The sequence below is a fragment of the Thermus sp. genome (assembly GCF_037444525.1).
Lineage (GTDB): Bacteria > Deinococcota > Deinococci > Deinococcales > Thermaceae > Thermus.
Map to the genome: position 1 here is coordinate 1 of NZ_JBBIMD010000031.1, position 24,523 is coordinate 24,523.

Consider the following 24,523-nt stretch of genomic DNA (forward strand, 5'->3'; position numbering starts at 1 on the left):
AGGGGATGTTCCGCTACCAGGGCCCCGAGCCCAAGGGGGACCAGCCCAAGGCCATAAGGGAGCTTCTGGAGGCCCTAAGGGATGGGGAGCGTTTCGTCACCCTCCTTGGGGCCACGGGCACGGGGAAGACGGTGACGGTGGCCAAGGTCATAGAGGCCCTGTCGCGGCCCGCCCTGGTCCTTGCCCCCAACAAGATCCTGGCCGCCCAGCTGGCCGCGGAGTTCCGGGAGCTTTTCCCGGAAAACGCGGTGGAGTACTTCATCAGCTACTACGATTACTACCAGCCCGAGGCCTACGTGCCGGGCCGGGACCTCTACATTGAGAAGGACGCCAGCATCAACCCGGAGATCGAGCGCCTGCGCCACTCCACCACCCGGAGCCTCCTCACCCGCCGGGACGTCATCGTGGTGGCCTCCGTCTCCGCCATCTACGGCCTTGGGGACCCCCGGGAGTACCGGGCGCGGAACCTGGTGGTGCAAAGGGGGGAGCGCTACCCCCGGGAGGCCCTTTTAGAGCGGCTTTTGGACCTTGGCTACCAGCGGAACGACCTGGACCTCACCCCGGGGCGTTTCCGGGCCAGGGGGGAGGTCTTGGAGATCTTCCCCGCCTACGAGACCGAGCCCCTCCGGGTAGAGCTTTTCGGGGACGAGGTGGAACGGATCCTCCAGGTCCACCCCACCACGGGGGCGCGGCTTAGGGAGCTTCCCGGCTTCGTCCTCTTCCCGGCCACCCACTACCTCTCCCCGGAGGGGCTGGAAGAGATCCTGGAAGAGATCCAAAAGGAGCTGGAGGAGCGGGTGCGCTACTTTGAGGAAAGGGGGGAGCTCCTCTACGCGCAAAGGCTTAAGGAGCGCACGCTTTACGACCTGGAGATGCTTAGGGTCATGGGCACCTGCCCGGGGGTGGAGAACTACGCCCGCTACTTCACCGGGAAGGCCCCGGGGGAGCCCCCCTACACCCTTTTGGACTACTTCCCCGAGGACCTCCTGGTCTTCCTGGACGAGTCCCACGTGACCGTGCCCCAGCTTCAGGGGATGTACCGAGGGGACTACGCCCGCAAGAAGACCCTGGTGGACTACGGCTTCCGCCTGCCCTCGGCCCTGGACAACCGGCCTTTGCGCTTTGAGGAGTTCTTAGAGCGCGCCCCGCAGGTGGTCTTCGTCTCCGCCACCCCGGGGGAGTTTGAGCTCGCCCACTCGGGGAGGGTGGTGGAGCAGATCATCCGCCCCACGGGGCTTCTGGACCCCTTGGTGCGGGTCAAGCCCACGGAGAACCAGATCCTGGACCTCATGGAGGGGATCCGGGAGCGGGCGGCGAGGGGGGAGAGGACCCTGGTCACGGTGCTCACCGTGCGCATGGCGGAGGAGCTCACGGACTTTTTGGTGGAGCAGGGCATCCGGGCCCGCTACCTCCACCACGAGCTGGACGCCTTTGAGCGCCAGGCCCTCATCCGGGACCTAAGGCTTGGGCACTTTGACTGCCTGGTGGGGATCAACCTCCTCCGGGAGGGCCTGGACCTCCCCGAGGTCTCCCTGGTGGCCATCCTGGACGCGGACAAGACGGGCTTTCTCCGGAGCGAACGGAGCCTCATCCAGACCATCGGCCGGGCAGCGAGGAACGCCCGCGGGGAGGTCTGGCTCTACGCCGACGGGGTGTCCGAGGCCATGGAAAGGGCCATCCGGGAGACCAACCGGAGGAGGGCCATCCAGGAGGTCTACAACCGGGAACATGGCATCGTGCCCGAGACGGTGCGGAAGGGGGTCAGGGCCGTCATCCGACCCGAGGGGTACGGGGAGGAAGCCCCCCTGGAGCTCGCCCAGGAAGACCTTAAGGAGCGCATCGCCGAGCTGGAGCTTTCCATGTGGCAGGCGGCGGAGGCCTTGGACTTTGAGCGGGCGGCGAGGCTGAGGGACGAGCTCAGGGCCCTCGAGGCCCGCCTCCAAGGCCTCCCTTCCCCAGAGCCCGTGCCCGGGAAGCGTAGGAAGAAACGGCGCTAGGGGCTAGGCCAGGAGCAGGACGGGGTGTTCCAGGTAAAGGGCCACCCGCTCCAAAAGCCGCCTAGCCACCCCCTCCTCCACCCCGGAGAGGGCGAGGAGGCCCTCGGGCAGGAGGAAGAGGCTCGGGCGGCCCGTGTGGACCTCCTCCGCTCCGGCGAAGCAGAGAAGGCCCTCCCCTGCCTCCTCCCCCTCCCCCCGGAAGAGGGCGAGGAAGGGGCCTTTGGGCCTAAGGCCCAGGGGCCTTTCCCCTTCCAGGAGGCCCATAAGGGGCCTTAGGGGGAGCTCGAGCTCCGCAAGGGCCTTCTCCGCGGCCTTAAGGAGGAAGGGCATGGGGGTTTCAGGCACGCCGAAGGCCTGGGCGAAGGCCCGCTGGGCCGCTTCCAGGGCCCCTGGGTCCAGCCGCCGCCGGAAGACCCTAAGGACCGGCGCGGCCGCCGAGGGCGGGGGGGCCACCACCCCGAAGGCGGGGGCCACCTCTTGGGGTTCTTGCACCAGAGCTTCCAGCCCCTCTTCCAAGGACCCCAGGTCCTCCAGTTCCTCCAGAAGGGCTTCGGAGGGGGCCTCTTCCACCAAGGGGGCCGGGGCCTCCTCGGGGAGGGGCGCTTCCGTGGGGAGGTCCACCTCCTCCCGCACCTCATGGGCGGCCTGGGCCAGGAGCTCCTCCCCCCACTCCTCCAGGGTGGGCTCGGGCTCCGGGGGCGCCATGGGAGGCTCCTCCTCCAGGGCCAGGTCCTCCAGGTCGTCCAGGAGGATGGGCTCGAGGTCCAGCTCCTCCTCCCGGATCTCCACCGTGGGGGGCCGGGTGGGAAGGACCTCGGAAAGGTCCACCCCTTCCCGGCCCAAGACCTCCTGTGCCCGCCGGAGTTCCTCCTCGGGCACAGGGGGGGGCGGGGAGGGCTCGGGGGCCGGGTGGGAAGGACCTCGGAAAGGTCCACCCCTTCCCGGCCCAAGACCTCCTGTGCCCGCCGGAGTTCCTCCTCGGGCACAGGGGGGGGCGGGGAGGGCTCGGGGGCCGGGGGCAAGTCCACCTCCCCCGCCATCACCTTGGCCAGGAAGGCCAGGACGTCCCGCTCCACGATGGTCCCGTCGGGGCCCGTCCCCTTGAGAAGACGCCAGTCTATCCCGTTCTCTTCGGCCAGGCGCCGGGCCAGGGGCGTAATCTTGGGTTCTTCCATCTTGGCCTTATCATAGCAGGAGTGGAAGCGCGCTTTGCCAGGCTCCTTGCGGACTACTGCCTCGAGGCCAAGGAGGGGGAAACCGTCCTCATAGAGGCGGAAACCCCCGCCCTCCCCCTCCTCCCCCACCTGAAGCGGGCCCTCCTCATGCGGGGGGCCTACCCCTTCATCCGCCTGGGCTACCCCGGGGAAGGGCGGGACTTCCTCTTACACGGGGGCCGGTGGCGGACGGAGATCCCCGCGGCCGAACAGGCCCTATACGAGAGGGCGGACAAGTTCCTGCGCATCCTCTCCCAGGAAAACCCCCTGGAGGGGGCCGAGGTGGAGGCAGCCCTGGCCGTGGAGCACGCCCGGGCCTGGCGCCCCTTGGCCGAGCTCCGGCTTAGGAAGCGCTGGACCCTCACCCTCTACCCCACGGTGGGCTACGCGGTGGGGGCAGGGATGGGCACGGAGGCTTTCCGGCGCTACCTGGAACGGGCCCTTTTCCTGGACCAGGAAGACCCGGTGGCGGCCTGGCGGGCCCTTGCCCGCTTCCAGGAAAGGCTCATTGCCGGGCTCAGCCAGGCCCAAACCCTAAGGATCCAGGCCCCAGGGACGGACCTCACCCTAAGCGTGGCGGGCCGCACCTGGATTAGCTCCGACGGCAGGCGGAACATGCCCTCGGGGGAGGTCTTCACCGGGCCCCTGGAGGACTCGGCGGAGGGGGAGGTGCGCTTCAACCTCCCGGCCCTCGTGGGGGGGAGGCGGGTGGAGGGGGCCTACCTCCGTTTCCAAGGCGGGGTGGTGGTGGAGGCGGGGGCAGAAGCGGGGGCGGACTACCTCCTCTCCGCCCTGGCCACGGACAGGGGGGCCAAGCGGCTTGGGGAAGTGGGCATCGGCACCAACTTTGCCCTGGACCGGCCCACGGGCCTCATCCTCCTGGACGAGAAGATGGGGGGCACGGTGCACCTGGCCCTGGGCCGGAGCTACCCGGAAACGGGCGGGAAGAACGAAAGCGCCCTCCACCTGGACCTGGTGCTCTCCCTCGAGGAGGGGCGGCTCCTTGCGGACGGCGAGCCCATCCTGGAGGGGGGCAGGTTTAGAGGTCCTTTCGCTCAAAGATGAGGAGGGCAAGCCCCCCAAACCCCAGGGCATAGAGGAGGAGAAGGGGAAGCCCCACCCCCGCCGCCTGGGGGCGCAGGTGGAGGTCCAGGTAGGTGGTGAGGAGGAAGGGGGTGAGGGCAGGGAAGGCCACCAGGAGGCGCATGAGGAGGAGGGTGGCCACCGCGGCCAGGGCGCTCGCCGTGGTGGAGAGGAAGACCGTGGCGTAGAGGAGGGCCAAGGCGGCCATGGGAAGGAGCACCACCCCCGCCAGGAGGTGGGCCCTGAAAAGCTCCAGGAAGGCCCCCGAGGGGGAAAGGTACCCAACCCCGGCAAACCCCCCAGGCCCCACCCCCGTGCCACCGAAAAAGCCCTCAAGGCCGTGGGGCAGGCCCGCTAAAACTCCTCCCAGGAAGCTAGCCAAAAGGAGGAGGAAGGGGTAGAGGAAGGCGGCCAGGAGCTTGGCGAAGAGAAGGCTGTAGCGGGGAAAGGGCCTGAGGAGGAGGGTCTTCAAGGTGCCCTGGCTCACCTCCGCCCCCAAGGCCTCGCTTGCGGCCATCACCACCAGGAAGGGGAAGAGGAACTCCATCCCCGCAAGGAGGCCTAAGGCCACCACCTGCCAACCCGAGACCAGGACCAGGCCGTAGACCTCCTTAAGCCCAGGGGCCAGGGCCCAGAGGAAGGGAAGGAGGAAGGCCACCAAAAGCCCAAGGCGCACCGAGCGCAGATGGAAGAGCTTGTCCAGCTCCCAAAGGAAGAGCCTAAGCATGCTGCACCCTTTCCTGGTAGTAAGCGAGGAGGTCAAACCGGTGAGGGTGGAAGGCCAGGACCCGGTACCCCTCCGAAAGGAGCGCCCTAAGGGCCACCTCCGGCTCCCCCTCCAGGAGGATGGCTCCCGCCTGGAGCCTAGCCCCCTTGACCTGGGGCAAGGTTTTGAGGAGGGCCAAGGCCCCCTCTAGGGGCTCCGCCACCAGGCGGAAAAGGTGCCTCTCCCCAAGCTCCACCTCGTCCAAAAGGCGCCCACCCCCCAGGATCCCCACCCGGTGGGCGTACGGGGCCACCTCCTGGAGGTGATGGGTAGAGAGGAACACGGCCACCCCTTCCGCCGCCAGCTCCCGCAGGAGCGCGTGGACCAGCTCCACCCCCTCGGGGTCCAGCCCGCTGGTGGGCTCGTCCAGCACCAGGACCTTGGGGCGGTGGAGGATGGCCGCGGCCAGACCCAGCCTTTGGCGCTGGCCCAAGGAGTAGAGGGCCACCTTCTGGTCCGCCACCGCGAGGAGCCTAAGCCGGGCCAGGACCTCCCCGATGCGGCCCTCGTCCCTGATCCCGGAAAGGTAGGCCTGCCGCCTAAGGTTCTCCCGCCCCGTAAGGTGGGGGTAAAAGGCCGCAGGGGCCTCCACCACCGCCCCCAGGTGGCGGCGGGCCTTGGGGTTTTGGTGCACATCCTCCCCCAAAAGGAACGCCCGGCCCGCCGTGGGGAAGGCCAGCCCGGTGAGGAGGCGGATGAGGGTGGTCTTGCCGGAGCCGTTGGGGCCTGCCAGGGCATAAACCTCCCCCGGGCGCACCGCAAGGGAGATGTTTTCCAGGATGGGCTTTCGCCTGTAGCGCTTGCTTAGGCCCTCCACCTTTAAGGCCTCCATGGGTGCTATACTACAAAAGCCCCCGGTCCAGCGCGGCGGTCCGGGCGTGAACCGGGTCAGGTCCGGAAGGAAGCAGCCCTAAGCGCTCCGGGTCGGGCGCCGCTGGGAAGCCGGGGGCTTTTTGCCCCATCGCAGCCCAAGCCGCGATGGGGGCTTTGAGAAATCACACTCCATCTCCCCCGGCCGTCCCCTTGACCACCCCTTCCCGAAAGAGCCCCTCCACCTCCTCCTCCGAGAAGCCCGCCTCGAGGAGGACCTCCCGGCTGTGCTGGCCCAGAAGGGGCGGGGGAAGGGTGGGCTTTGCGGGGGTGCGGGAGAGGAAGCGCAAGGGGTTGGCCAGGGTGGGGAGGGCCCCGAGAAGGGGGTGCGCCAGGGTCCAGACCGCCCCCCGCTCCCGGGCCTGGGGGTCCTGGAAGGCCTCGGCGAGGTCGTTCACGGGGGCGGCGGGGATCCCCTCCTTCCGAAATAGCTCCAGCCAGTAGGCCCGGGGGTGGGTGCGGAGAACCTGGGAAAGGGCCCCCTCCACCCCCTCCCGGGCCTCCACCCGCCTCGCGTTTTGGGGAAAACGCTCCCAAAGCTGGGGAAGCCCCAGGAGGTGGCAGAGCTTCCTAAACTGCTCGTCGTTTCCCACCGCGAGGACCAAAAAGCCGTCCGCCGCGGGGAAGGCCCCGTAGGGAACGATCTGGGGGTGGGCGTTCCCAAGCCGCTTGGGGGGCCTACCCGTAAGGAGGTAGCTTTCCCCCAGGTTGGCCAGGGCGAAGAGACCCACGTCAAAGAGGGCGAGGTCTATGCGCTGGCCGAGGCCGCTCCTTTCCCGCTCCCATAGGGCGGCCAGCACCGCCAACGCCCCCATCATCCCGGTCATCACGTCAATCCAGGCCACGCCCACCTTCATGGGGGGGCCCTCGGGGTCCCCGGTCACGGACATGATGCCGGTGTAGCCCTGTAGGGCGGCGTCGTAGCCGGGTTCCTTGGCCCTAGGGCCCGTCTGGCCGAAGCCGGTGATGGAGAGGTACACGAGCTTAGGGTTCAGGGCCCTTAGGCGCTCGTAGTCCAGGCCGTAGCGGGCGAGGTCACCGGTCTTGAAGTTCTCCACCAGGACATCGGCCCGTTCGGCCAGCCAGCGCACCACCCTCTGCCCTTCAGGGCGCTTGAGGTCTAGGGCGAGGCTCCGTTTCCCCCGGTTCACGGAGAGGAAGTAGGCGCTCTCCCCCTCCAGGAAAGGGGGCCCCCAGCCCCGGGTCTCATCCCCCCAGGGGGGTTCCACCTTCAAAACCTCCGCCCCGAGGTCGGCCAGGATCATGGTGCAAAGGGGCCCTGCCAGGATCCGGGAGAGGTCCAGGACGCGAAGGCCTTCCAAGGGCCGCATAGCCCCATGCTAAGGGCAAAGGGGTGTAAGGGTTCGTAAGGGGGGAACGGTGTAAGAGTTACACGGCTACACCTTTCCACGCTTCCACAAAAGCCCCTATCCTTGGGGCATGGTCCAGGTGTACCTGCTTTCGGAGGCCCAAGGCCTTGGGAAAGAGGTGCTGGGAGGCAAGGGGTTCGGCCTGGTGGGGATGGCCCAGGCGGGCTTCCCCGTGCCCCCGGCCTTCATCGTGCCCACGGAGGCCTGCCGGTTCTACCTGCGGGAAGGGGCCGTACCCGGGCTCTGGGAGGCGGTGGAGGCCAAGATGGCGGCCCTCGAGGGCCTAGTAGGGAAGCGCTTCGGCCGGGGGGAGGGGACCACCCCTCCCCTCCTCGTTTCCGTGCGCAGCGGGGCCCCCGTTTCCATGCCGGGGATGATGGACACCATCCTCAACCTGGGCCTTACCCTGGAGGGGGTAGGGGCTCTGGCCCGGGCCACGGGGAACCCCCGCTTCGCCTGGGATACCTTCCGGCGGCTGGTGCAGATGTACGGGGAGGTGGTCTTGGGGGTGGAGCCCCAGGCCTTCGAGGCCCTTCTAGAGGAGGCCAAGGAGAAGAGGGGCGTAAAGGCGGACACCGCCCTAGGGGCGGAGGACCTGGAGGCCCTCTCCTTCCGCTTCCTCCGCCTTTTGGAGGAGCGGGGCACCCCCTTCCCCATGGACCCCTGGGCCCAGCTTCGGGGGGCCATAGAGGCCGTCTTCAGAAGCTGGCAGAACCCCCGGGCCAAGGCCTACCGCCGCATCTACGGCATCCCCGAGGAGATGGGCACCGCGGTGGTGGTCCAGGCCATGGTCTACGGCAACCTGGGAGAGGACTCGGGCACCGGGGTGGGCTTCACCCGTAACCCCGCCACGGGGGAGAAGGGCCTCTATGGGGAGTACCTCCGGAACGCCCAAGGGGAGGACGTGGTGGCGGGGGTGCGCACCCCCGAGCCCCTGGAGGCCCTAAAGGCCTACGCCCCTGGGGTCTACCAGGAGCTTTTGCAGGTGGCCGAGCGCCTGGAGCGCCGCTTCCGGGACATGCAGGACTTTGAGTTCACCGTGGAGCGGGGAAGGCTCTTCCTCCTCCAGACCCGAAGCGGCAAGCGCACCGCCCGGGCCGCGGTGCGCATCGCGGTGGAGATGGCGGAAGAAGGCCTCATCTCCAAGGAGGAAGCTCTCCTAAGGGTGGAGGCCAACGCCCTCCCCGGCCTCCTCCGTCCCGCGGTGGACCGGGAAAAGGCCCCAAAGCCCCTCCTCCGGGGGCTTCCCGCAAGCCCGGGCGCCGCGGTGGGCCACGCGGCCTTCACCAACGAGGCCGTGGAGCGCCTTAGCGCCCAGGGCCTTCCCGCCATTCTGGTGCGGCCCGAGACCACCCCTGAGGACATCACCGGCATGTACCTCTCCCGGGGCATCCTCACCGCCCGGGGCGGGCTCACCTCCCACGCAGCGGTGGTGGCCCGGGGCCTGGGAGTGCCGGCGGTGGTGGGGGCGGAGGCCCTGAGGGTCTTCCCCGAGGAAGGGCGGGCGGTGGCGGAGGGGGTGGAGATCCGCGAAGGGGACCTCCTCACCCTGGACGGGGGCACGGGGGAGGTGTACCTGGGGGTGGTGCCCCTCCTGGAGGGCGGGGATACGGGCCTCCTGGGAAAGCTCCTCTCCTGGGCGGAGGCCCACCGGCGCCTGGGGGTGCGGGCCAACGCGGACACCCCCGAGGACGCCCAGAAAGCCCGGGCCCTGGGGGCCGAGGGCATCGGGCTATGCCGCACGGAGCACATGTTCTTCGCCCCCGAACGCCTGCCCCACATGCAGCGGCTCATCCTGGCGGCGGACGAAAGGGAGGAAGAAGAAGCCCTAGCCCAGCTTTACGCCTTCCAAAAGGAGGACTTCAAGGGGATCCTCCGGGCCATGGATGGCCTCCCAGTAACGGTGCGCCTCCTGGACCCGCCCCTACACGAGTTCCTGCCCCCTGAGGAGGAACTTAAAAAGCAGGCGGAGGCGGGGGATGGGGGGGCTAAGGCCCTCCTCCAGCGGGCCCAGGCCCTGAAGGAGGCCAACCCCATGCTGGGCTTCCGGGGGGTGAGGCTTCTCCTCCTCAGGCCCAAGATCTTTCACATGCAGCTAAAAGCCCTCCTCGAGGCTGCCCGGGAGCTTCGGGAAGAGGGCTTGGACCCCAGGCCCGAGGTGATGGTCCCCCTGGTGGCCGACCCCAAGGAGGTGGAACGGGCCCGGGCCCTGGCGGAAGAGCTCTTTCAGGAGTACGGTCCCATCCCCTTCGGCACCATGCTGGAGACCCCCAGGGCCTGCCTCCTGGCGGGGGAGATCGCCCCCTTGGTGGACTTCTTCAGCTTCGGCACCAACGACCTCACCCAGATGACCTTTGGCCTCTCCCGGGACGACGCGGGCCGGTTCCTGCCCCGCTACCTGGAGGAGGGGCTCTTCCCCTTTGACCCCACGGAGCGCCTGGACGAGAAGGGGGTGGGGCGGCTCCTCCGCCTTGCGGTGGAGGAAGGGCGGCGGGCCAACCCCAGGCTGAAACTCGGCCTCTGCGGGGAGCACGGGGGGGAAGCGGCAAGCGTGCGCTTCGTTGAGCCCCTTTTGGACTACGTCTCCGCCAGCCCCTACCGCGTCCTCACCGCCCGGCTGGCCGCGGCCCAGGCGGGGTTGGAAAGGCGGAAGACCCCCCTGGGTGTAGAGTAGGGGGGATGGGGCTCCTCAGGCACCTCTTCGTCGCCCTTATCCTGGTATTCATCCTCCTCCCCTTCCTCTGGATGGCCTACGCCGCCTTTCTCCCCAAGGAGGCGGTCTACAGCGGGGAGCTTTTCCGCCACTTGGGTTTTAGTTTGGAAAACCTTAAAGCCCTAAGGGGAGAGGGGTTTTGGGAAAGGCTCCTCTTCTCCTTGGGGCTTTCCGGGGGGGTAGTGGCCCTGGAGCTCCTCACCGCCCTCCTGGCCGCTTACGCCCTACGCGCCGGGCTCGGCCTTCTCCCCTTCTACCTGGTCCTCATGGCCATCCCGGCGGAGCTCCTCCTGGTGCCCCTTTACGGGATCCTGAAGGGTCTTGGGCTTCTGGAGACGGTTTGGGCCCTGGTCCTCCCCTTCGCCGCAAGCCCCTTTGTAGTCTACCTGGTCTACCAGGCCATGCGCGGGGTGCCGGAGGAGCTTTTGGAGGCCGCCCGGCTGGACGGGGCGGGGCATGGGGTCCTCCTCTTCCAGATCCTCTTCCCCCTGGTGCGGCCCACCCTGGTGGCCGCAGGGGTTTTGGCCTTTGCCGCGCACTGGAACCTGGTCCTCTACCCCCGGGTGGTGGTCTCGGACCCCGGGCTCTGGACGGTCCAGACCTGGCTTACGGACCTCCAGCGCAAGCACCCCACGGACTGGGGCCTCCTCTCCGCCGCCGCCCTTCTTTCCGTCCTCCCCCTAGCCCTCCTTTACCTGCTCTTTGAAAGGCGGGTGGTGGCCACCTTTGAAGAGGGGCTGAAGGGGTAAACTGGGCCTAAAGGGAAGGGGTGAAAGGATGTGGAGGTGGATCGCCTTGGTCCTTCTCCTTTCAGGTTGTGTGCCCGTGGCCACCCTCCGGACCCCGGAGGCGGCCAAGGATCCAAGCTTCACCGTGGGAGCCTCCTTAGTGATCAACCCCTTCGCCAACCAGTACCCCGTAGTGCCCCTACCCTACCTGGCCTACGCGGGAGGGAACGGAACCTTTGAGTGGAACCTGGGCCTGCAGTGGGGCCTAAGGGGCGGGGTCAAGTGGGCCCTGGCCCCGGGGACCGCCCTGGACGTTGGCCTCACCCTGCCGCCCCCAAGCCCGGATGCGGACTGGAGCCAAGGGGTGCCGGTGGTGGCAGATCTGGGCCTTCTTCTGGGGGGTGGGGGAACGTACGTTTCCCCGCGGGTCTACTGGGTAGGGGTTCCGGGGTTAGGGGACGGGCAGGGCTGGCTCTTTGGCCTCTCCGCAGGGCTTTACGAACGGGAGCGGATCGGGGAGGTGGGGGTTCTCTGGGCAGGGGGCTCCGGCCTCATCCTGAACCTCTCCGGAGCCTGGCGCTTCGGAAGCGCGCCCTGAGGGCCTTCAGCCTTTCCCGCACCCGCTCCTCAAAGCCCTCCCCCCTAGCTTCAAAGAGGGCGAGGCCCTCGAGGCCCTCCGGCAGGTAGGCCTGGGCGAAGCTTCCCTCCTTGTCCTCATGGTAGTAGGCGTACCCCGCCCCGTGGCCCAGGGCCTTGTGCAGGGCGGTGGGGGCGTTTCTGAGGTGGGGGGGCACAGGGGCACCAGGATGGGCCTTTAGGACCTCTTCCGCCCGCTTCCAGGCGGCGTAGAGGCTATTGGACTTGGGGGCCAGGGCCAGGTACACCGCGGCCTCCACCAAGGCGAGCTCCCCCTCTGGGCTCCCTAAGGCCTCGTAGGCCGCCTTGGCCGCCACGGAAAGCCTTAGGGCCTGAGGGTCCGCCAGGCCCACATCCTCCGCGGCGATGCGGATGAGCCGCCGGGCCACATAGAGGGGGTCGGCCCCACCCAGGAGGAGGCGGGCCAGGTAGTAGAGGGCAGCGTCCACGTGGCTAGCCCGGATGCTCTTGTGCAGGGCCGAGACCAGGTCATAGAAGAGGTCCCCGCCCCGGTCCATGGCGGGGAGCAGGGCCCCTAGGGCCTCCCTGGCCCCTTCCTCCGTGACCCGCCCCGAAAGGGCGGCAAGCTCCAGGGCGTTCAGGGCCCGGCGGGCATCCCCCTGGGCGGCCTGGGCCAGGAGGCGGAGGGCCCCCTCCTCCGCCTCCACCCCGGGGAGGCCTCGGGGGTCCTGGAGGGCCCTTCGGAGAAGGGCGAGGAGGTCCCCCTCGCCCAAAGGCCTCAGGGGGAAGAAGCGCAGGCGGGAGCGCAAGGGAGGGGTGAGGGCGAAGGAAGGGTTTTCCGTGGTGGCCCCGATGAGGGTGAGGAAGCCCGATTCCAGGTGGGGGAGGAGGGCGTCCTGCTGAGCCTTGTTAAAACGATGGATCTCATCCAGAAAAAGTACGAGCCCGCCCCGTTTCTTGGCCTCCTCCACCGCCTCCCGCACCTCCTTAAGCCCCGCCTCCACCGCGGAGAGGTGGCGGAAGGGCCGCCCAAGGCCCTCTGCCAGGAGCCGGGCCAAGGTGGTCTTGCCGCTTCCTGGGGGGCCGAAGAGGACCAGGGAGGGGAGGTACCCCCTTTCCAAAAAGCGCCGCAAGGGCTCCAGGAGGTGGCCCTGGCCCAGGACCTCGTCCAGACTTCTGGGGCGAAGGCGCTCGGCCAGGGGGCCCATCCCCCTCATCCTACGTGGTAGCCTGAGGGAGCATGCGGGGGCTTTTCCTCCTCCCCTGGGCCTTCTTCCTCCTGGGGCTTTTGCCCCTTGCCCTCCTTGCCCCTGAAGGGAACCTGGAGGAGGGCCTGGGGTTCCTCCTCGCGGCCCTCCTCCTGGCGGGGGCGGCGAGCCTCTTCTCCCGCTTTCCCCTGGCCCCCCGGGTCCAGTTCGCCCTGGTCCTGGCCCTGGCCCTCTGGACCCTGGACCTGGCCTTGAGGGCCGCCTCCGCCTTCGTGGGGGGGGTTCCCTTCCCTGGGTACGTGGCGCCCATCCTGGGAAGCCTGGCCCTCCTGGCCGCCTTCCTCCTGGGCACCGGGGAAGAGGCCCCCCTCCTCCCGCCCTCCCAAGGGATCGGGGGGCCCGAGGAGCTTAAGCGGATGGCGGGGGCCCTAGAGGGGCTTGCCCTGAGGCGCCCCTTGGTCCTGGTCTACCTCGAGGCCCCCATAGGCCCCGAGCGCCTCCTTTCCGAACTCCGGCGGGGGGACCTGGCCTTCCGGCTGGAAGAGGGCTACCTCTTGGTCCTCCAGGGCAGCCGGCCCGAGGACGCAGCGGGCCTCCTCCGGCGCCTGCGGGAGCGCTTTCCCCTAAGCGCCCAGGCGGTGGAGCGGTGGCAGGGGGGAAGCCTGGAGGGGGTCCTGGCCCGCCTCAAAGCGGAGGCCATCCTCTCGGGGTAGTGTAGCCCCCAAAGGGCTACACCGCCCGCCCGTGTACAGGTTTTGGGCTTAACCCGCTCTGCCTCCGCCCCTCCTTCCCTACCCTTAGGCTTAAGGAGGGCACCATGGAGCAAGCCAAGGAAGTGAGCCAGGCGTGGCAGGAAGCCCTGGAAACCTACGGGGAGCGGGAAGAGGAGTAAAGGCCAAGGGCGTAAGGAGGGGGCCTTAAGGCCCCCTCCTTCTTACCGGGCCACGGCCCGCTTGCGGGCGCTTGGGTCCAGGACTTTCTTGCGCAGGCGGAGGCTTTTGGGGGTCACCTCCAGAAGCTCGTCCTCGGCCAAAAACTCCAGGGCCTCCTCCAGGGAAAGGGGCCTGGGCGGGATGAGGCGGATGTTCTCGTCGGAGCCTGCAGCCCGGACGTTGGTGAGCTTCTTGGCGGTGGTGACGTTGACCTCGAGGTCGTTCTCCCGCACGTGCTCCCCCACGATCATGCCCACGTAGACCTCCGTGCCCGGCCGGATGAAAAACCGCACCCGCTCCTGCAGCCGGTGGAGGCTATAGGGGGTGGCCACCCCGGCCTCCATGGCCACCGCGCTCCCCGTGGTGCGGGTTTCCAGGGGACCGGCGAAGGGGCCGTAACCGTGGAAGGTGTGGCCCAGAATCCCTTCCCCCCCCGTGAGGGAAAGGAAGAGGCTCCGGAAGCCAAAAAGCGCCCGGGCCGGCAGGAGGAACTCCGCCCGCACCCGGCTCCCCACCTCCATGTGCACCATCTCCGCCCGGCGGCGGCCCAGGGCCTCCATCACCGGCCCCAGGCGGTCCTCGGGGACTTCCACCGTAAGGCGCTCGTAGGGCTCGAGGCCGTCTTTGAAGAGGACCCGAGGCTGGCCCACGCTGAACTCATACCCCTCCCGGCGCATGGTCTCCAGGAGCACCGCCAGGTGGAGCTCCCCCCGGCCCCTGAGCTCAAAGGTCTCCGGGGCAAGCTCCAGGACCTGCAGGGCCACGTTGGTGCGGAGCTCCTTTTCCAGGCGCTCTTTCAGCTTCTGCCCGGTCACGTAGCGGCCCTCACGGCCGGCGAAGGGGGAGGTGTTGGGGGTGAGGGTGAGGGCCACGGTGGGCTCATCCACCCGTAAGGGGGGCAGGGCCTCGGGGGCCTCCAGATCCGCCACCGTGTCCCCGATCTCCGCCCCCTCCAACCCCGCCAGGGCCACGATGTCCCCGGGGGTGGCCTCCTCCACCTCGAGGCGCTCCAGGCCTTGGTGGGTGTACACCGCGGCCACCTTGGCCTGGAGCTGGCCTCCCTCCTTCAGGATGGCCACCGCCTCCCCCTTGCGCACCCGGCCCCGGGCCACCCGGCCCACCACCACCCGGCCCAGGTAGGGGGAGTGGTCCAGGTTGGCCACCCTAAGCTGGAAAGGGCCTTCCGCCGCCTGGGGCGGGGGGATGTGCTCCAGGATGGCCTGGAAGAGCTCCGAGAGGTCTTCCCTGGGGGTTTCCCGCCAGGCCCGCCCCTCCCGGCCCACGGCGTAGAGGTAGGGGAAGTCCAGCTGCTCGTCCTTTGCCCCAAGCTCCACCATGAGGTCAAAGGTGAGGGAAAGGACCTCGTCGGGGCGGGCATCCTTCTTGTCCACCTTGTTCAGGACCACGATGGGCTTAAGCCCCGCCTCCAGGGCCTTCCGCAGGACGAAGCGGGTCTGGGGCATGGGGCCTTCCGCCGCGTCCACCAGGAGGAGGACCCCCTCCACCAGGGAGAGGGCCCGCTCCACCTCCCCCCCGAAGTCCGCGTGGCCCGGCGTGTCCACGATGTTGATCTTCACGCCCGCCCAGACCACCGCGGTGTTCTTGGCCAGGATGGTGATGCCCCGTTCCCTCTCCAGGTCAAAGGAATCCAGGATGCGCTCCCCCTCTTCCTTCCCCAGGGCCTTGGCTTGGCGGAGCATGGCATCCACCAACGTGGTCTTTCCGTGGTCCACGTGGGCAATGATGGCAATATTTCTAATCTTCATGGGCACACCCAATCCCCCTACTCTACCACGGGGCGGGTAGGATAAGGGCATGGAAGGACCGGTTCGGGGGGCGGGCGGCGTGGTCTTCAACTCCAAGGGCGAGGTCCTCCTCCTCCGGGACCGCCTGGGCTTCTGGGTCTTCCCCAAGGGGCACCCGGAGCCAGGGGAAAGCCTGGAGGAGGCCGCCGTGCGCGAGGTCCTGGAGGAGACGGGCATCCGGGCCACGGTCCTCCTCCCTCTCTTCCCCACCCGCTACGTGAACCCTAAGGGGGTGGAACGGGAGGTGCACTGGTTCCTCATGCGAGGGGAGGGGGAGCCCCGCCTCGAGGCCGGGATGACCGGAGCGGGCTGGTTCCTCCCTGAGGAGGCCCGGGCCCTTTTGGCCTTCCCCGAAGACCTCAGGCTCTTGGAGGTGGCCCTTGAGCGCCTTCCGCTTTGAGGACAAGACCCCCCGGATCCACCCCACGGCCTTCGTCGCCCCCGGGGCCTACGTGGTGGGGCTGGTGGAGGTGGGAGAAGGGGCCTCCATATGGTTTGGCGCGGTGGTGCGGGGGGATTTGGAAAGGGTGGTGGTGGGCTCTGGCAGCAACGTCCAGGACGGGGCGGTGCTCCACGCGGACCCTGGCTTCCCCTGCCTCCTCGAGGCCCAGGTCACCGTGGGGCACCGGGCGGTGGTCCACGGGGCGACGGTGGAGGAAGGCGCCCTCATCGGCATGGGGGCCATCGTCCTGAACGGGGCCCGCATCGGGCGGAACGCGGTGGTGGGGGCGGGAGCGGTGGTGCCCCCGGGGATGGAGGTGCCCGAGGGGCACCTGGCCCTCGGGGTCCCGGCCCGGGTGGTGAAGGCGGTCCCCCCACCGGAAAACGCCCCCCGCTACCAGGCCTTGGCGGCGCGCTACGCCCGGGGGCTTTTCCCCGTGGAGCCTCCCCGGCGCTACCGCCTCACCCTAAGGGGCCAGGACGCCCTGAACCCCTTCAGTGAGCTCCACCTGCGCCTCAAGCGGAAGAAGGAGCTTCTGGAGAGTCTAAAGCGGGCGGCCCAGGGGTTTCCCCTGGGGGAGGAGGAGGCCCGGGCGCTTTTGGAAGAGGGCCTCCTCGCCCCCGAGTGAGCCCCCCGCTACACAAGGAAGGGAAGGAATAGGGCACCATGAAGCGCAGAATGGTGGAGATTGAAGAAACCGGCCTGAGCTTCGCCACGGAGGTGGACCTGGAGCGCCTTCAGGCCCTTTCCGAAGAGTGGCTCAGGCTCATCGGCGAGGATCCCGAGCGGGAAGGCCTCAGGAAGACCCCGGAACGGGTGGCCAAGGCCTGGGCCTTCCTTACCCGGGGCTACCGGCAGAGCCTCGGGGAAATCGTAAATGGGGCCATCTTCCAGGCGGAGGGAAGCGAGATGGTGGTGGTCAAGGGGATTGAGTTCTACTCCCTCTGCGAGCACCACATGCTCCCCTTCTTCGGCCAAGTGCACATCGGCTACATCCCGGGCCAGAAGATCCTGGGCCTCTCCAAGTTCGCCCGCATCGTGGACATGTTCGCCCGCCGCCTCCAGGTGCAGGAGCGCCTGGCGGTCCAGGTGGCGGAGGCCATACGGGAGATCCTGGAGCCCCAGGGGGTGGGGGTGGTGGTGGAGGGGGTGCACCTTTGCATGATGATGCGGGGGGTGGAGAAGCAGCACTCCCGCACCGTCACCAGCGCCATGCTGGGGGCATTCCGGGAGGACCCCAAAACCCGGGAGGAGTTTTTGGACCACCTCAAGTGAGAAAACCCCGCCGGAAGACCGGCGGGGTTTAGCCCAAGGCCTATTCGGGCTGGGAAGGCGGGGCCGGCGCCTCGCACCCCGGCACAGCCACCTGGGGCGAGAGGGGAGGCGCTACCTGGATGGGAATCCAGGCCTCCCCCACCCCCTCCACGTGCACCCGCACCTCCCCGCTTTGGGCCTCGAGGGGCACCTGGAAGAAGAGGGTGGCTGGGTCCTCCGCCTGGGTGAGCTCCACGGGCTCGGCCCTGACCCCAGGGGGAAAGAGGACGTAGTGCATCCCCCCATCCCACAGGGCCTGGGTACCGAAATCGTTCCCCTTAAGGGCCATCCAGTCACCGGCCCGCACCGTGCACCCCGCCACCACATCGGGGGCCACGGAAAGGATGCGCAAGGCCCCGGTGGTGCGGATGGCCGAACCGCAGGCCGCCAGCGCCCCCGCCAAGACCAAAAGGAAAAGGTTCCTCATGCCTTACCTCCTATTCCGAACAGTGCCCGGGGCCGATGAGCCCGTTGTTGTACCCGTCCAGAAGGTTGGCCCAGGCCAGGGCCTGGCTCCTTTGGGCGCTGGTGAGCGCGGCGCTCCCCGCGGGCAAGCTGGAGAAGAGGGCTTCGGCCCCACCCAAGGCCGCCCCCACCTCCGCCGGGGCCGAGGCCCCGTCCAGAACGTTCAGCTTGGCGGCCATGTACTGGTGGGCCAGGATGTAGTAGGCGTTCCCCCTCGGGGAGGTCCGAAAGACGGTGTACCAGGTCTGGCCCAGGGCGAAGAAGGGGGTGTCCTCCTCCAGGGGGCCAAGGTTTTTCCAGGCGGGGTCGTAGGGGGCCGGGCCTTCGCGGGAGTGGGTCTTCCAGTACCCCTGGGTCAGGGTACAGCCCTGGCAGGGGACCCGTACCGCCACGCTGGCCTCCGCGTGGGCCTCGGCGCCGGTGTCTTGGGCCTTAAGGTGGGCCTGGTTGTCCACCCGGTAGTCCCCGCAGGCCTCGTAGCGGACCGAGTGGGTGTACTCAAAGGTCTGTTGGAAGGTGGCCCCGGTGGCGGTGACCGTGCCCAACGCGCCCTTTAGGGAGTCCTCCACGAGGGCCGTTTCGTCCACCACCTCCGTGGGGGCGGTGAAGGCAAAGCCGGCCTGGGCCTGGGCGGCGTTGGGGAAGCTTTGGCCATCCGTACCCCAGGCCACCTGGGCGGTGTTGGTGCGGGCCTGCCCGTCTGGCAGGGCTTGGGCGTAGGTGCAGGCGAGGCTTGCCCCTTCCGCCAGGGCATAGGGGAAGGCCACACCGCAGTCCAGGGCCACCGCCTCCCCGGTGGAGAGGGTATCGCTGGGGGCTTGCAGGTACACCGTACCGGTGCCCGTGTTCTTAAAGACCACCTGGCCCGTCACCCGGTGGCCGCTGTCCTCCGCCTGGGCCTTGGCCACCACCTGGTAGCGGAGGGTGTGGGTTTGACCCGGGCTCAAGGTGAGCTCGCCGCTGGCGGGGTCCAAAACCCGCTTCTCCAAGCTCCAGCGGTAGGTGCGCCGGAAGTGGGGGATTGCCGTCTTCTCCACTGTGAGGGCGGGCCCCGCCGCCACCTGAGGCTTGAGCACCCCAGAGGGCTGGGAGCAGGCCCCCAAAAGGGCCGCCAAAACCACCGTCAACCAAATCCGTTTCATGATTCAACTCCATTCCCAAGGGCTCAAGGTGAGCCCTCTCCAGCGCTTTCCCCGGGCAGGCGTAGGAGTAAGGGCCCTAGCTCCTCCCCATCCGCCACCACCCTCAGGGTGTGCACCCCTCTAAGGGGCAGGGTCCCCTTCCAGGTGTAGCCGTCCTCGCTTTTGAGCTCGTAGACCCCTCCCTCCCCCACCAGGCGCACCGCCTGGGCCCGGAAGCGGAGGGTGAGGAGGAGGTCCGGGCGGTCCGCCACCTCAGGGCTATAGAGGGGTCCTTGGGCCAGGTGGACCCCCAGGGGGCTTTCCACCCGCTCCCCACCCTTCACCGCCTGGAGGATGAGGGTGTGGTAGCCGGCGGGGAGCCTGAGGCGAAGGCGGAGGGCAAAGTACCCCTCCCCTTGGGGCTTTAGGGCCACGGAGCCCTCAGGCAGGAGGAGGTAGACCGCCTCGGGGTCCCCCTGGGCCAGGGCCCGCACCTCCACCTCCTCCCCCGCCAGCGGGGTCAAGGGGGCCAGGCTCCCCACCAGGGCCAGGTCCCCCGCCCGGTAGGTGATCTCCACCTCCCGCCTGGGGGGCAGGGCGGAAACCCAAATGGGGGCCGGAGGCGTGGGGGGGGCGATCTGGAGGGTGGCCTCGGGGCCCGGCCCGTACCCCGGGGGCAGGTAGCGGGGGTCGGCCTTCAGGCGGTAGGTGCCCTGGAAAAGGCCCGCAAGGAGGGCCCGGCCGTTCTCGTCCGCCCGGGCGCAACGGGTCACAGGCCCTTCCGCGCACACCCCCGCGTAGGCGATGCCGCGCTCTTCGGGGTCCTCCTGGCCGTTTCGGTTGCCATCGTCCAGAACCCGCACCTCCAGGGCCACCGCCGGGGCCACGGGGAGGTCTTGGTCCAGGTGGGCGTTGAGGTCCACCTGGACCGGGGCTTCCGAGAGGAGGGCCAGGGTGGCGGGCAGGCCCCGGAAGGTCCAGGCGTAGCGGCCCACGGGCACCAGGAGGCGGAAGCGCCCTTCCCCGTCGGTGGTCTCGCAAACGCCCCCCAGGCAGACCTGAACCCCCCCAAGCCCCTCCTCCCCCGGATCCGGCTGGTCGTTTAGGTTTTCGTCCCGGAAAAGCCGCCCCGCCACCTCCCCGCTCCTCCGGCCCCCGAAGAGGTCCACCACCGGCCTGGGGGTGGGAAAGGTGATGGCTTGGGTGTAGCCCAGGCTCAGGCTGAGGGCGTGGCGAAGACCCTCGGGCAGGAGGAGGAGGGCGTACCCCCCGCTCAGGCTCAGGCCTGGAAGGAGGAAGTCCCGCTGCCCTAAGGTGAGGCCAAAGCGCTGGGTCCCCTGGCCCCCCGTCACCTCCCGGCGGTAGAGGAGCTCGCTCACGAGCCCCCCCTCCCAAAGCTGGCTCCAGCTTCCCCCGTAGAGGAGGGACTGCCCTTCGGGGCTTTCCTTCTGCTGGTAGAGGCCCTGGAGGTAGCCCAAGGCCCCAAGGCTATAGCGGAGGCCCAAGGAGGCCTCGAGGCCCCTTGCCCCCAGGTCCCTCAAAAGAAGCCCGCCGGAAAGGGAAAGGGCCCCCGCGCTTAGGGAAAGGCCAGCCTGGAAGGTCTCCCCTTCCGGCCCTTGGCCCTCCAGGACCCGGTTCAGGCCGTAGGCCAGGTAAAGGCTCCCGGCGTAAACCCCAGGTTCGGCGAAGGTGGCGGAAAACCCCGGGGCAAGGCCAAAGGACCGGCCTTCAGGGGCCTGGCGGTAGGTGCCCCCGAGGCTGAGGAGGGCCCCCGGCACGGGCTGCAGGTACAGGGTGAGGCCGGACTGCCAAAGCCCCCCCTGGCCAGAAAGTTGGAAGCTGGTCTGGCCCCTGAGGCCCAAGGGGTACAGGGAGCGGGTCCCCCCGGAAAGGCCAAAGGCGTGGAGCCCTGCGGCGGGCACCCCGGCGTAGGTCTGGGTAAGGTCCAGGCCCTGGGTCTGCCAGGAAAGGGTCTCTTGCAGGGCCAGGGTGAGGGCGTACCCCTCCGCCATCTGTCCCGCCAGGTCCAGCCCCGCCCCCAGGAGGAACCCACCCCCCAAGGGCAGGCGGTAGCGCACCCCCAGGGCATCCTGGCGGCCATCGGGCTTGAGCTGGGTGGAGAGGCTCCCCTGCAGGTCCAGCCCCGGGTCCTGGCTCACCGCCCCCAGGGCCAGGGTCCAGACCCCCCCCGGCTGGTACCCCAGGTCCAGGCTGCTCCGCACCGCCCCGGCGCGGTAGGCGCTTTGCAGGCGGTAAGCGCCCCCCCCATAGGTGCCCCGCATCTCCAAGGCCTCCCCCTTGAGGCTGAACCCGGCGCTTTGTGGGGGGTTCCAGGGGTCCTGCCAGGTGCCGGAAAGGGGGGCGGTTTCCAGGGTGGCGGTGTAATAGTCGGAAAGGGCGCCGCTTAGGGCAGGGGCCAGGGTGTAGCCCAGGGAAAAGGCAGGGGAAGCCTGAGAGGAAAAGGCCAGGCCCAGGCCCATCCCCATGCGCAGGGCCAGGGTGAGCTCGGGGTCCTTGCCCCGGCCCGAGGCCAGGAGGGGGTCCTTGAAGAGGATGAGGGCGCCCACCTCCCGGGCGGCCTGGGGGGCGGAGCGAGGCTCGGCCCGCAGCTTAAGGTAAAAGGGGTAGCCCGAGCCCACCTGCCCCTGGGGCACCACCGTGACCCGGACGCTCCGGGCCTCCCCCGGGTCCAGGTCCAGGCTCTGGGGGTTCAGGTAGATCTGGAAAACCGCCCCTTCCGCCCGCAAGAAGACTGTTTCCCTATGGTTGGAGGCGTTCACCAGGTACAGGGGAAACTCAAAAGGGGCCCCTATGGGAGCCTCGAGGCCCTCGGGGACGGAAAGGCGAAGCTCGGTGCGGGCTAGGACCTCCACCACCCCTTGGCTCCTGGCCACCTCCACCCCGCCCTCTAGGGCCACCACCGCCACCGGGGCCTGGGTGCCCGCGGGGGCCTCAGGCACCCGCAAGGTAAAGGCCACCACCCCCTTCCCCTCCAAAAGAGCTTCCCGGGTATCGGAAAGGGCCTGCCAGCCCTCGGGAAGGAGGAGTTGGAAGCGGACAGGGCCTTGGCCCTCGGCCTCCACGTTCAGGCTGAGGTAGGCCCCTGGGGAACCTTGAAGGGGGGGAAGGGGGCCCAGGCGCACCTGGGCCAGGGCCAGGCCGAGGAGGAGGGAGAGGGCGAGGCTACGCATCTTAAGGCTGCCTTAGGGCGGTGATCAGGGCCTGGACGGCGTAGCGCCCAGCCCGCTCGTTACCCACGAGTTCCAGGGCGAACTCCAGCCTAAGCTCCAGCCAGCCCGGGGTAGGCCCCGCCTGGGTGTAGAGGATCTGGGGCGTGCCGTCCGCCCGGAGCCAGAGCCCCCCGTTCACCCGGTAGAGGATCTGCCTTGCGGGCAGGATCACCTCCCCGGTGGGGTCCTTGAGGTCGGGGACCTGTAAAAGCAGGCTCCAGACCCCGGGGGCGTTGGCGTAGACCTGAACAGGGAACACCCCCTCGGGGAAGCTTGCGGGGTACTGGGCGGGAAAGCTCTTCGGGGGGTAGTCCTTTAGGTCAAAGGCGATCTCCACCGTGGGCGTGCGGATGGCGATGGTCTCGGGGATCAGGGTCTGGACGATCCAGGTGGCCTGGGCCCAGGCGGAGGAAAAGAGAAAAAGCAGGGCCAATAACCTCATGGGGCACCTCCTTGCCCCTCGGGCGCCTTGGGGGCGGCCAGGGGAGTCTTTAGGGTAAAGGGCAGGTCCGCGGCCACGTCCTTGGCAGGGTCGCCGTAGTTCAGGACCGCCAAGGCGGTGTAGCTTCCCGGGGGCAGGGGGCCCACCAGGGTCACGGGCAGCACCCGCACCGCCCCGGGAAGGACCACCACCTCCTCCACCTCCACCTGGGCCACGGTGCGCCCCCCTTGGTCCCGGACCTCAAAGCGGCCGGAGAGCTTCTGGGCGGCGTTCCCTGTGTTCTGGTACTGGATGGCGAAGCGGTAAGGGTCCTCCGGGGCCTTGGGGGGGGTGGGCAGGAGGCCCAGGATCCGCCCCCCCTGGCGGATGGGGGGAATGTTCACGTAGAAGACGTGGGCCATGCGTACCTTGAAGACGGCGAGGGGCACCCCGGGGGGAGGGTTAGGGTCCTCCCCTTCCAGGAAGAGCACGCCCCAGTAGGAGCCGGGAGCCAGCTCCTTGGGCAGGGTGAGGGTGTAGGTGAGGGTTCCCGAGGTCTTGGCCGCCAGGCTGAGCTCCCCTGGGCTAAAGGCGGCAAAGCGGCTGGCGCTTTCCTTGAGGGTGCCCGGGGGGAGGAACTGGATGTTGCCCAAGGGGTCGTAGGTCCAGTCCCCCAGGCTCACCCGCACCCGCACCGGCCGCACCCCCACGTTGTGCACCTTGAGGTCCAGGGTCAGGTTCTGTCCGGGGACCGCCTCCCTTAGGGAAACCGGGGGTTCCACCCCTAAGGTGCTCTGGCCCAGGACGGGCCAGGGAAAGAGGAGTAGGGTGAGAAGAATTCTCTTCATGGCGCTTAGGGGTGGGGCCTGGCCCCTAGGGGCCAGGCCCCCCTCGGCCTACCAGGCGGTGGTGGCCAGGGTGTAGGTCAGGTTCGCCGTGCTCTTGCCCCAGAGATCGCTGTTGACCTTGACCGCCACCACGACCAGGTCATCCAGCCAGCTCTTGTAGCCGCACCGCTGAGGGTTTTGGGCGCTCCTAGAGCCCGTGGGGCCCGCCTGCAGGTTCTTGGGCACCAGCTGGAGGCTCGCCCCGTTGGGAAGCTCGTAAAGGCCCGTGGCCGCGCCGAAGGTGTCGCAGGGGTTGTCCTGGATGTAGAGGTGCTGGATTCCCTGGGCCCCTTGGGGGTCATTGCGGCTCACCTGGAGCTCCCACTTTTTGCCGTTGGAGAACTTCTGCAGGATGAAGGTGCGGTAGCAGACGAAGTAGTTCTTGCTCCCCGGCACCAGCTGCCCATCCTTATCCAGCTTGATGGGGGGGTAGGCCGTGACCTGGCCCCCGCCGTTGATGGTGACGTTGGGCCACTGGGCCACGGAATAGCTGGTACCCAAGGGGAGGGTCTGGACCTGGTTGTAGAAGTTGTCCCCAAGCTGGGTCTTGATGTCCTGGTCGTTCAGGCCGTAGACGCACACCATCTGACCCCCAAAGTCCGGCGTGGAGTTGGGCCACCCTGCCCCATCCAGGCTGGTGAGGTCAAAGGTGAGGGTGGTGACGTCCAGGTGCAGGGCCGTGGCCTTGGGGAGGATCAGCTCAATGGTCTGGTTCACCGCCGCCGAGTCCTGGCCCTTGGCGTAGGCGTCCGGGCCGTTCCCCGTGGTGGGGCTCACCTGTTGGGCCAAGGCCAGGGGGGCCAGGGCCAATACCGCTGCCAAAATCTTCCGCATAAATCTCCTCCTTAATCCGCCTTTCGGGGTGGTGGCCCCTGAAGGCAAGGTGAGCGTACCTAAAGGGACGTTACCCGGCCGTTACCAAGGTTCGGCCCCTTGAGGACAGGGCCAGCGTTTTCGTGGTAAGGTAAGGGGGAAGGCCGTAACGCCTTTTTATTCATGGATAACCCCCCCCTTTACACCCTGCCCCTTTTCGGCCCGCCCCGGCTCCTTAAGCGGGGTCGGTCGGTGAAGGTCCCCCTAAAGGGCCTGGCCCTGCTCTACTACCTGGCCCTGGAAGGCCCCACGAGCCGGGCTCTCCTAGCGGACCTCCTTTACAGCCATGCCCAGGGCCTGAACAACCTGCGGGTGGAGCTTCACCGCTTGAAGGCCGCCCTGGGCCGCCCCCTTTTCCCCCAGGGGCAGGACCCCTTGGCCCTTCCGGGCTGGATCGCCCTGGAAGCCCAGGGGGAGGGGGAGATCCTGGAGGGCCTCGAGGCCCTTCCCGGCCTTTCGGACTGGGTGCTGGAGCGCCGCTTCACCC

21 protein-coding genes, 1 other RNA gene and 2 pseudogenes are annotated in these 24,523 nt (G+C 68.7%); 11 read left to right on the top strand and 13 right to left on the bottom strand.

The annotated features are described in order from the left end of the window. Nucleotides 1-5: 5 nt before the first annotated feature. A complete protein-coding gene (gene uvrB, locus WKI94_RS06495) occupies nt 6-1,997 on the top strand; it encodes an excinuclease ABC subunit UvrB (protein ID WP_337844978.1) in 1,992 nt (663 codons plus the stop codon). A 3-nt stretch (nt 1,998-2,000) separates the two neighbouring features. On the opposite strand, the gene WKI94_RS06500 is transcribed toward uvrB, so the two are convergent. Next, nucleotides 2,001-2,876 (bottom strand): dihydrolipoamide acyltransferase, encoded by an 876-nt coding sequence (locus WKI94_RS06500; RefSeq protein ID WP_337844958.1) that lies wholly within the window; start codon nt 2,874-2,876, stop codon nt 2,001-2,003. A gap of 230 nt (nt 2,877-3,106) precedes the next feature. After that, nucleotides 3,107-3,172, bottom strand: a pseudogene (locus WKI94_RS06505) (E3 binding domain-containing protein); the annotation flags it as partial. 21 nt (nt 3,173-3,193) lie between these two features. On the opposite strand from WKI94_RS06505, the gene WKI94_RS06510 reads away from it, so the two are divergent. Further along, a complete protein-coding gene (locus tag WKI94_RS06510) occupies nt 3,194-4,276 on the top strand; it encodes an aminopeptidase (RefSeq protein WP_337844959.1) in 1,083 nt (360 codons plus the stop codon). On the opposite strand, the gene WKI94_RS06515 is transcribed toward WKI94_RS06510, so the two are convergent. Beyond that, complete coding sequence (locus tag WKI94_RS06515; protein ID WP_337844960.1) at nt 4,251-5,021, bottom strand: ABC transporter permease; 771 nt, start codon at nt 5,019-5,021, stop codon at nt 4,251-4,253. The genes WKI94_RS06510 and WKI94_RS06515 overlap by 26 nt on opposite strands. Continuing rightward, nucleotides 5,014-5,892 (bottom strand): ABC transporter ATP-binding protein, encoded by an 879-nt coding sequence (locus WKI94_RS06520; protein ID WP_337844961.1) that lies wholly within the window; start codon nt 5,890-5,892, stop codon nt 5,014-5,016. Before WKI94_RS06520 ends, WKI94_RS06515 begins: the two co-directional genes overlap by 8 nt. 19 nt (nt 5,893-5,911) lie before the next feature. Between WKI94_RS06520 and ffs the strand changes: the two genes are divergently transcribed. After that, nucleotides 5,912-6,012, top strand: an RNA gene (gene ffs, locus WKI94_RS06525) — signal recognition particle sRNA small type. Nucleotides 6,013-6,055: 43 nt separating this feature from the next. On the opposite strand, the gene WKI94_RS06530 is transcribed toward ffs, so the two are convergent. Continuing rightward, entirely contained in the window at nt 6,056-7,261 is a 1,206-nt protein-coding gene (locus WKI94_RS06530; protein WP_337844962.1) for a CoA transferase, read from the bottom strand. 109 nt (nt 7,262-7,370) lie between these two features. Between WKI94_RS06530 and ppdK the strand changes: the two genes are divergently transcribed. Genes ppdK through WKI94_RS06545 form a run of 3 tightly spaced genes read left to right on the top strand, consistent with a single transcriptional unit; the run spans nt 7,371 to nt 11,339 of the window. Further along, nucleotides 7,371-9,974 (top strand): pyruvate, phosphate dikinase, encoded by a 2,604-nt coding sequence (gene ppdK, locus WKI94_RS06535; protein ID WP_337844963.1) that lies wholly within the window; start codon nt 7,371-7,373, stop codon nt 9,972-9,974. 5 nt (nt 9,975-9,979) lie between these two features. After that, nucleotides 9,980-10,762, top strand: coding sequence for a carbohydrate ABC transporter permease (locus WKI94_RS06540; RefSeq protein WP_337844964.1), 783 nt, complete (start codon nt 9,980-9,982; stop codon nt 10,760-10,762). Nucleotides 10,763-10,790: 28 nt separating this feature from the next. After that, nucleotides 10,791-11,339, top strand: a complete 549-nt coding sequence (locus WKI94_RS06545) for a hypothetical protein (protein WP_337844965.1) — start codon at nt 10,791-10,793, stop codon at nt 11,337-11,339. On the opposite strand, the gene WKI94_RS06550 is transcribed toward WKI94_RS06545, so the two are convergent. Next, a complete protein-coding gene (locus WKI94_RS06550) occupies nt 11,293-12,555 on the bottom strand; it encodes a replication-associated recombination protein A (protein ID WP_337844966.1) in 1,263 nt (420 codons plus the stop codon). The genes WKI94_RS06545 and WKI94_RS06550 overlap by 47 nt on opposite strands. A 23-nt stretch (nt 12,556-12,578) precedes the next feature. Between WKI94_RS06550 and WKI94_RS06555 the strand changes: the two genes are divergently transcribed. Then, the gene (locus WKI94_RS06555; RefSeq protein ID WP_337844967.1) at nt 12,579-13,259 is read left to right on the top strand and encodes a hypothetical protein; all 681 of its coding nucleotides are present in this window, start codon (nt 12,579-12,581) and stop codon (nt 13,257-13,259) included. A 221-nt stretch (nt 13,260-13,480) separates the two neighbouring features. On the opposite strand, the gene typA is transcribed toward WKI94_RS06555, so the two are convergent. Beyond that, the gene (typA, locus tag WKI94_RS06560; protein ID WP_337844968.1) at nt 13,481-15,244 is read right to left on the bottom strand and encodes a translational GTPase TypA; all 1,764 of its coding nucleotides are present in this window, start codon (nt 15,242-15,244) and stop codon (nt 13,481-13,483) included. Between the two features lie 49 nt (nt 15,245-15,293). Here typA and WKI94_RS06565 point away from each other — a divergent pair, with 49 nt between their 5' ends. Genes WKI94_RS06565 through folE form a run of 3 tightly spaced genes read left to right on the top strand, consistent with a single transcriptional unit; the run spans nt 15,294 to nt 17,000 of the window. Next, nucleotides 15,294-15,683 carry an NUDIX hydrolase gene (locus WKI94_RS06565; RefSeq protein WP_337844969.1) on the top strand — a complete coding sequence of 130 codons (390 nt, stop codon included), beginning with the start codon at nt 15,294-15,296 and terminating at the stop codon, nt 15,681-15,683. Next, a complete protein-coding gene (locus WKI94_RS06570) occupies nt 15,664-16,353 on the top strand; it encodes a gamma carbonic anhydrase family protein (RefSeq protein ID WP_337844970.1) in 690 nt (229 codons plus the stop codon). Before WKI94_RS06565 ends, WKI94_RS06570 begins: the two co-directional genes overlap by 20 nt. 38 nt (nt 16,354-16,391) lie before the next feature. Then, nucleotides 16,392-17,000 (top strand): GTP cyclohydrolase I FolE, encoded by a 609-nt coding sequence (gene folE / locus WKI94_RS06575; protein WP_337844971.1) that lies wholly within the window; start codon nt 16,392-16,394, stop codon nt 16,998-17,000. A 40-nt stretch (nt 17,001-17,040) separates the two neighbouring features. On the opposite strand, the gene WKI94_RS06580 is transcribed toward folE, so the two are convergent. From WKI94_RS06580 to WKI94_RS06605, 6 genes are read right to left on the bottom strand one after another with little or no spacing between them, the layout of a single operon-like run. Next, nucleotides 17,041-17,466, bottom strand: coding sequence for a hypothetical protein (locus tag WKI94_RS06580; RefSeq protein WP_337844972.1), 426 nt, complete (start codon nt 17,464-17,466; stop codon nt 17,041-17,043). A 10-nt stretch (nt 17,467-17,476) separates the two neighbouring features. Beyond that, on the bottom strand, nt 17,477-18,646 hold the full coding sequence (locus WKI94_RS06585; RefSeq protein ID WP_337844973.1) for a hypothetical protein: 1,170 nt from the start codon (nt 18,644-18,646) through the stop codon (nt 17,477-17,479). A 23-nt stretch (nt 18,647-18,669) separates the two neighbouring features. Then, nucleotides 18,670-21,816, bottom strand: a complete 3,147-nt coding sequence (locus WKI94_RS06590; RefSeq protein WP_337844974.1) for a hypothetical protein — start codon at nt 21,814-21,816, stop codon at nt 18,670-18,672. 1 nt (nt 21,817) lies between these two features. Continuing rightward, nucleotides 21,818-22,297 carry a hypothetical protein gene (locus tag WKI94_RS06595; RefSeq protein ID WP_337844975.1) on the bottom strand — a complete coding sequence of 160 codons (480 nt, stop codon included), beginning with the start codon at nt 22,295-22,297 and terminating at the stop codon, nt 21,818-21,820. Beyond that, entirely contained in the window at nt 22,294-23,124 is an 831-nt protein-coding gene (locus tag WKI94_RS06600; RefSeq protein WP_337844976.1) for a hypothetical protein, read from the bottom strand. Before WKI94_RS06600 ends, WKI94_RS06595 begins: the two co-directional genes overlap by 4 nt. A gap of 48 nt (nt 23,125-23,172) precedes the next feature. Next, a complete protein-coding gene (locus WKI94_RS06605) occupies nt 23,173-23,997 on the bottom strand; it encodes a hypothetical protein (RefSeq protein WP_337844977.1) in 825 nt (274 codons plus the stop codon). Between the two features lie 162 nt (nt 23,998-24,159). Here WKI94_RS06605 and WKI94_RS06610 point away from each other — a divergent pair. Continuing rightward, nucleotides 24,160-24,523, top strand: a pseudogene (locus WKI94_RS06610) (hypothetical protein); the annotation flags it as partial.

What these genes read in the sequence shown, in the direction of transcription:
- uvrB (WP_337844978.1), top strand. Translation starts at nt 6, where the DNA reads ATGTTCCGCTACCAGGGCCCCGAGCCCAAGGGGGACCAGCCCAAGGCC.
- WKI94_RS06515 (WP_337844960.1), bottom strand. Translation starts at nt 5,021, where the DNA reads ATGCTTAGGCTCTTCCTTTGGGAGCTGGACAAGCTCTTCCATCTGCGC.
- WKI94_RS06520 (WP_337844961.1), bottom strand. Translation starts at nt 5,892, where the DNA reads ATGGAGGCCTTAAAGGTGGAGGGCCTAAGCAAGCGCTACAGGCGAAAG.
- WKI94_RS06530 (WP_337844962.1), bottom strand. Translation starts at nt 7,261, where the DNA reads ATGCGGCCCTTGGAAGGCCTTCGCGTCCTGGACCTCTCCCGGATCCTG.
- ppdK (WP_337844963.1), top strand. Translation starts at nt 7,371, where the DNA reads ATGGTCCAGGTGTACCTGCTTTCGGAGGCCCAAGGCCTTGGGAAAGAG.
- WKI94_RS06540 (WP_337844964.1), top strand. Translation starts at nt 9,980, where the DNA reads ATGGGGCTCCTCAGGCACCTCTTCGTCGCCCTTATCCTGGTATTCATC.
- WKI94_RS06545 (WP_337844965.1), top strand. Translation starts at nt 10,791, where the DNA reads ATGTGGAGGTGGATCGCCTTGGTCCTTCTCCTTTCAGGTTGTGTGCCC.
- WKI94_RS06550 (WP_337844966.1), bottom strand. Translation starts at nt 12,555, where the DNA reads ATGAGGGGGATGGGCCCCCTGGCCGAGCGCCTTCGCCCCAGAAGTCTG.
- WKI94_RS06555 (WP_337844967.1), top strand. Translation starts at nt 12,579, where the DNA reads ATGCGGGGGCTTTTCCTCCTCCCCTGGGCCTTCTTCCTCCTGGGGCTT.
- typA (WP_337844968.1), bottom strand. Translation starts at nt 15,244, where the DNA reads ATGAAGATTAGAAATATTGCCATCATTGCCCACGTGGACCACGGAAAG.
- WKI94_RS06565 (WP_337844969.1), top strand. Translation starts at nt 15,294, where the DNA reads ATGGAAGGACCGGTTCGGGGGGCGGGCGGCGTGGTCTTCAACTCCAAG.
- folE (WP_337844971.1), top strand. Translation starts at nt 16,392, where the DNA reads ATGAAGCGCAGAATGGTGGAGATTGAAGAAACCGGCCTGAGCTTCGCC.
- WKI94_RS06580 (WP_337844972.1), bottom strand. Translation starts at nt 17,466, where the DNA reads ATGAGGAACCTTTTCCTTTTGGTCTTGGCGGGGGCGCTGGCGGCCTGC.
- WKI94_RS06585 (WP_337844973.1), bottom strand. Translation starts at nt 18,646, where the DNA reads ATGAAACGGATTTGGTTGACGGTGGTTTTGGCGGCCCTTTTGGGGGCC.
- WKI94_RS06590 (WP_337844974.1), bottom strand. Translation starts at nt 21,816, where the DNA reads ATGCGTAGCCTCGCCCTCTCCCTCCTCCTCGGCCTGGCCCTGGCCCAG.
- WKI94_RS06595 (WP_337844975.1), bottom strand. Translation starts at nt 22,297, where the DNA reads ATGAGGTTATTGGCCCTGCTTTTTCTCTTTTCCTCCGCCTGGGCCCAG.
- WKI94_RS06600 (WP_337844976.1), bottom strand. Translation starts at nt 23,124, where the DNA reads ATGAAGAGAATTCTTCTCACCCTACTCCTCTTTCCCTGGCCCGTCCTG.
- WKI94_RS06605 (WP_337844977.1), bottom strand. Translation starts at nt 23,997, where the DNA reads ATGCGGAAGATTTTGGCAGCGGTATTGGCCCTGGCCCCCCTGGCCTTG.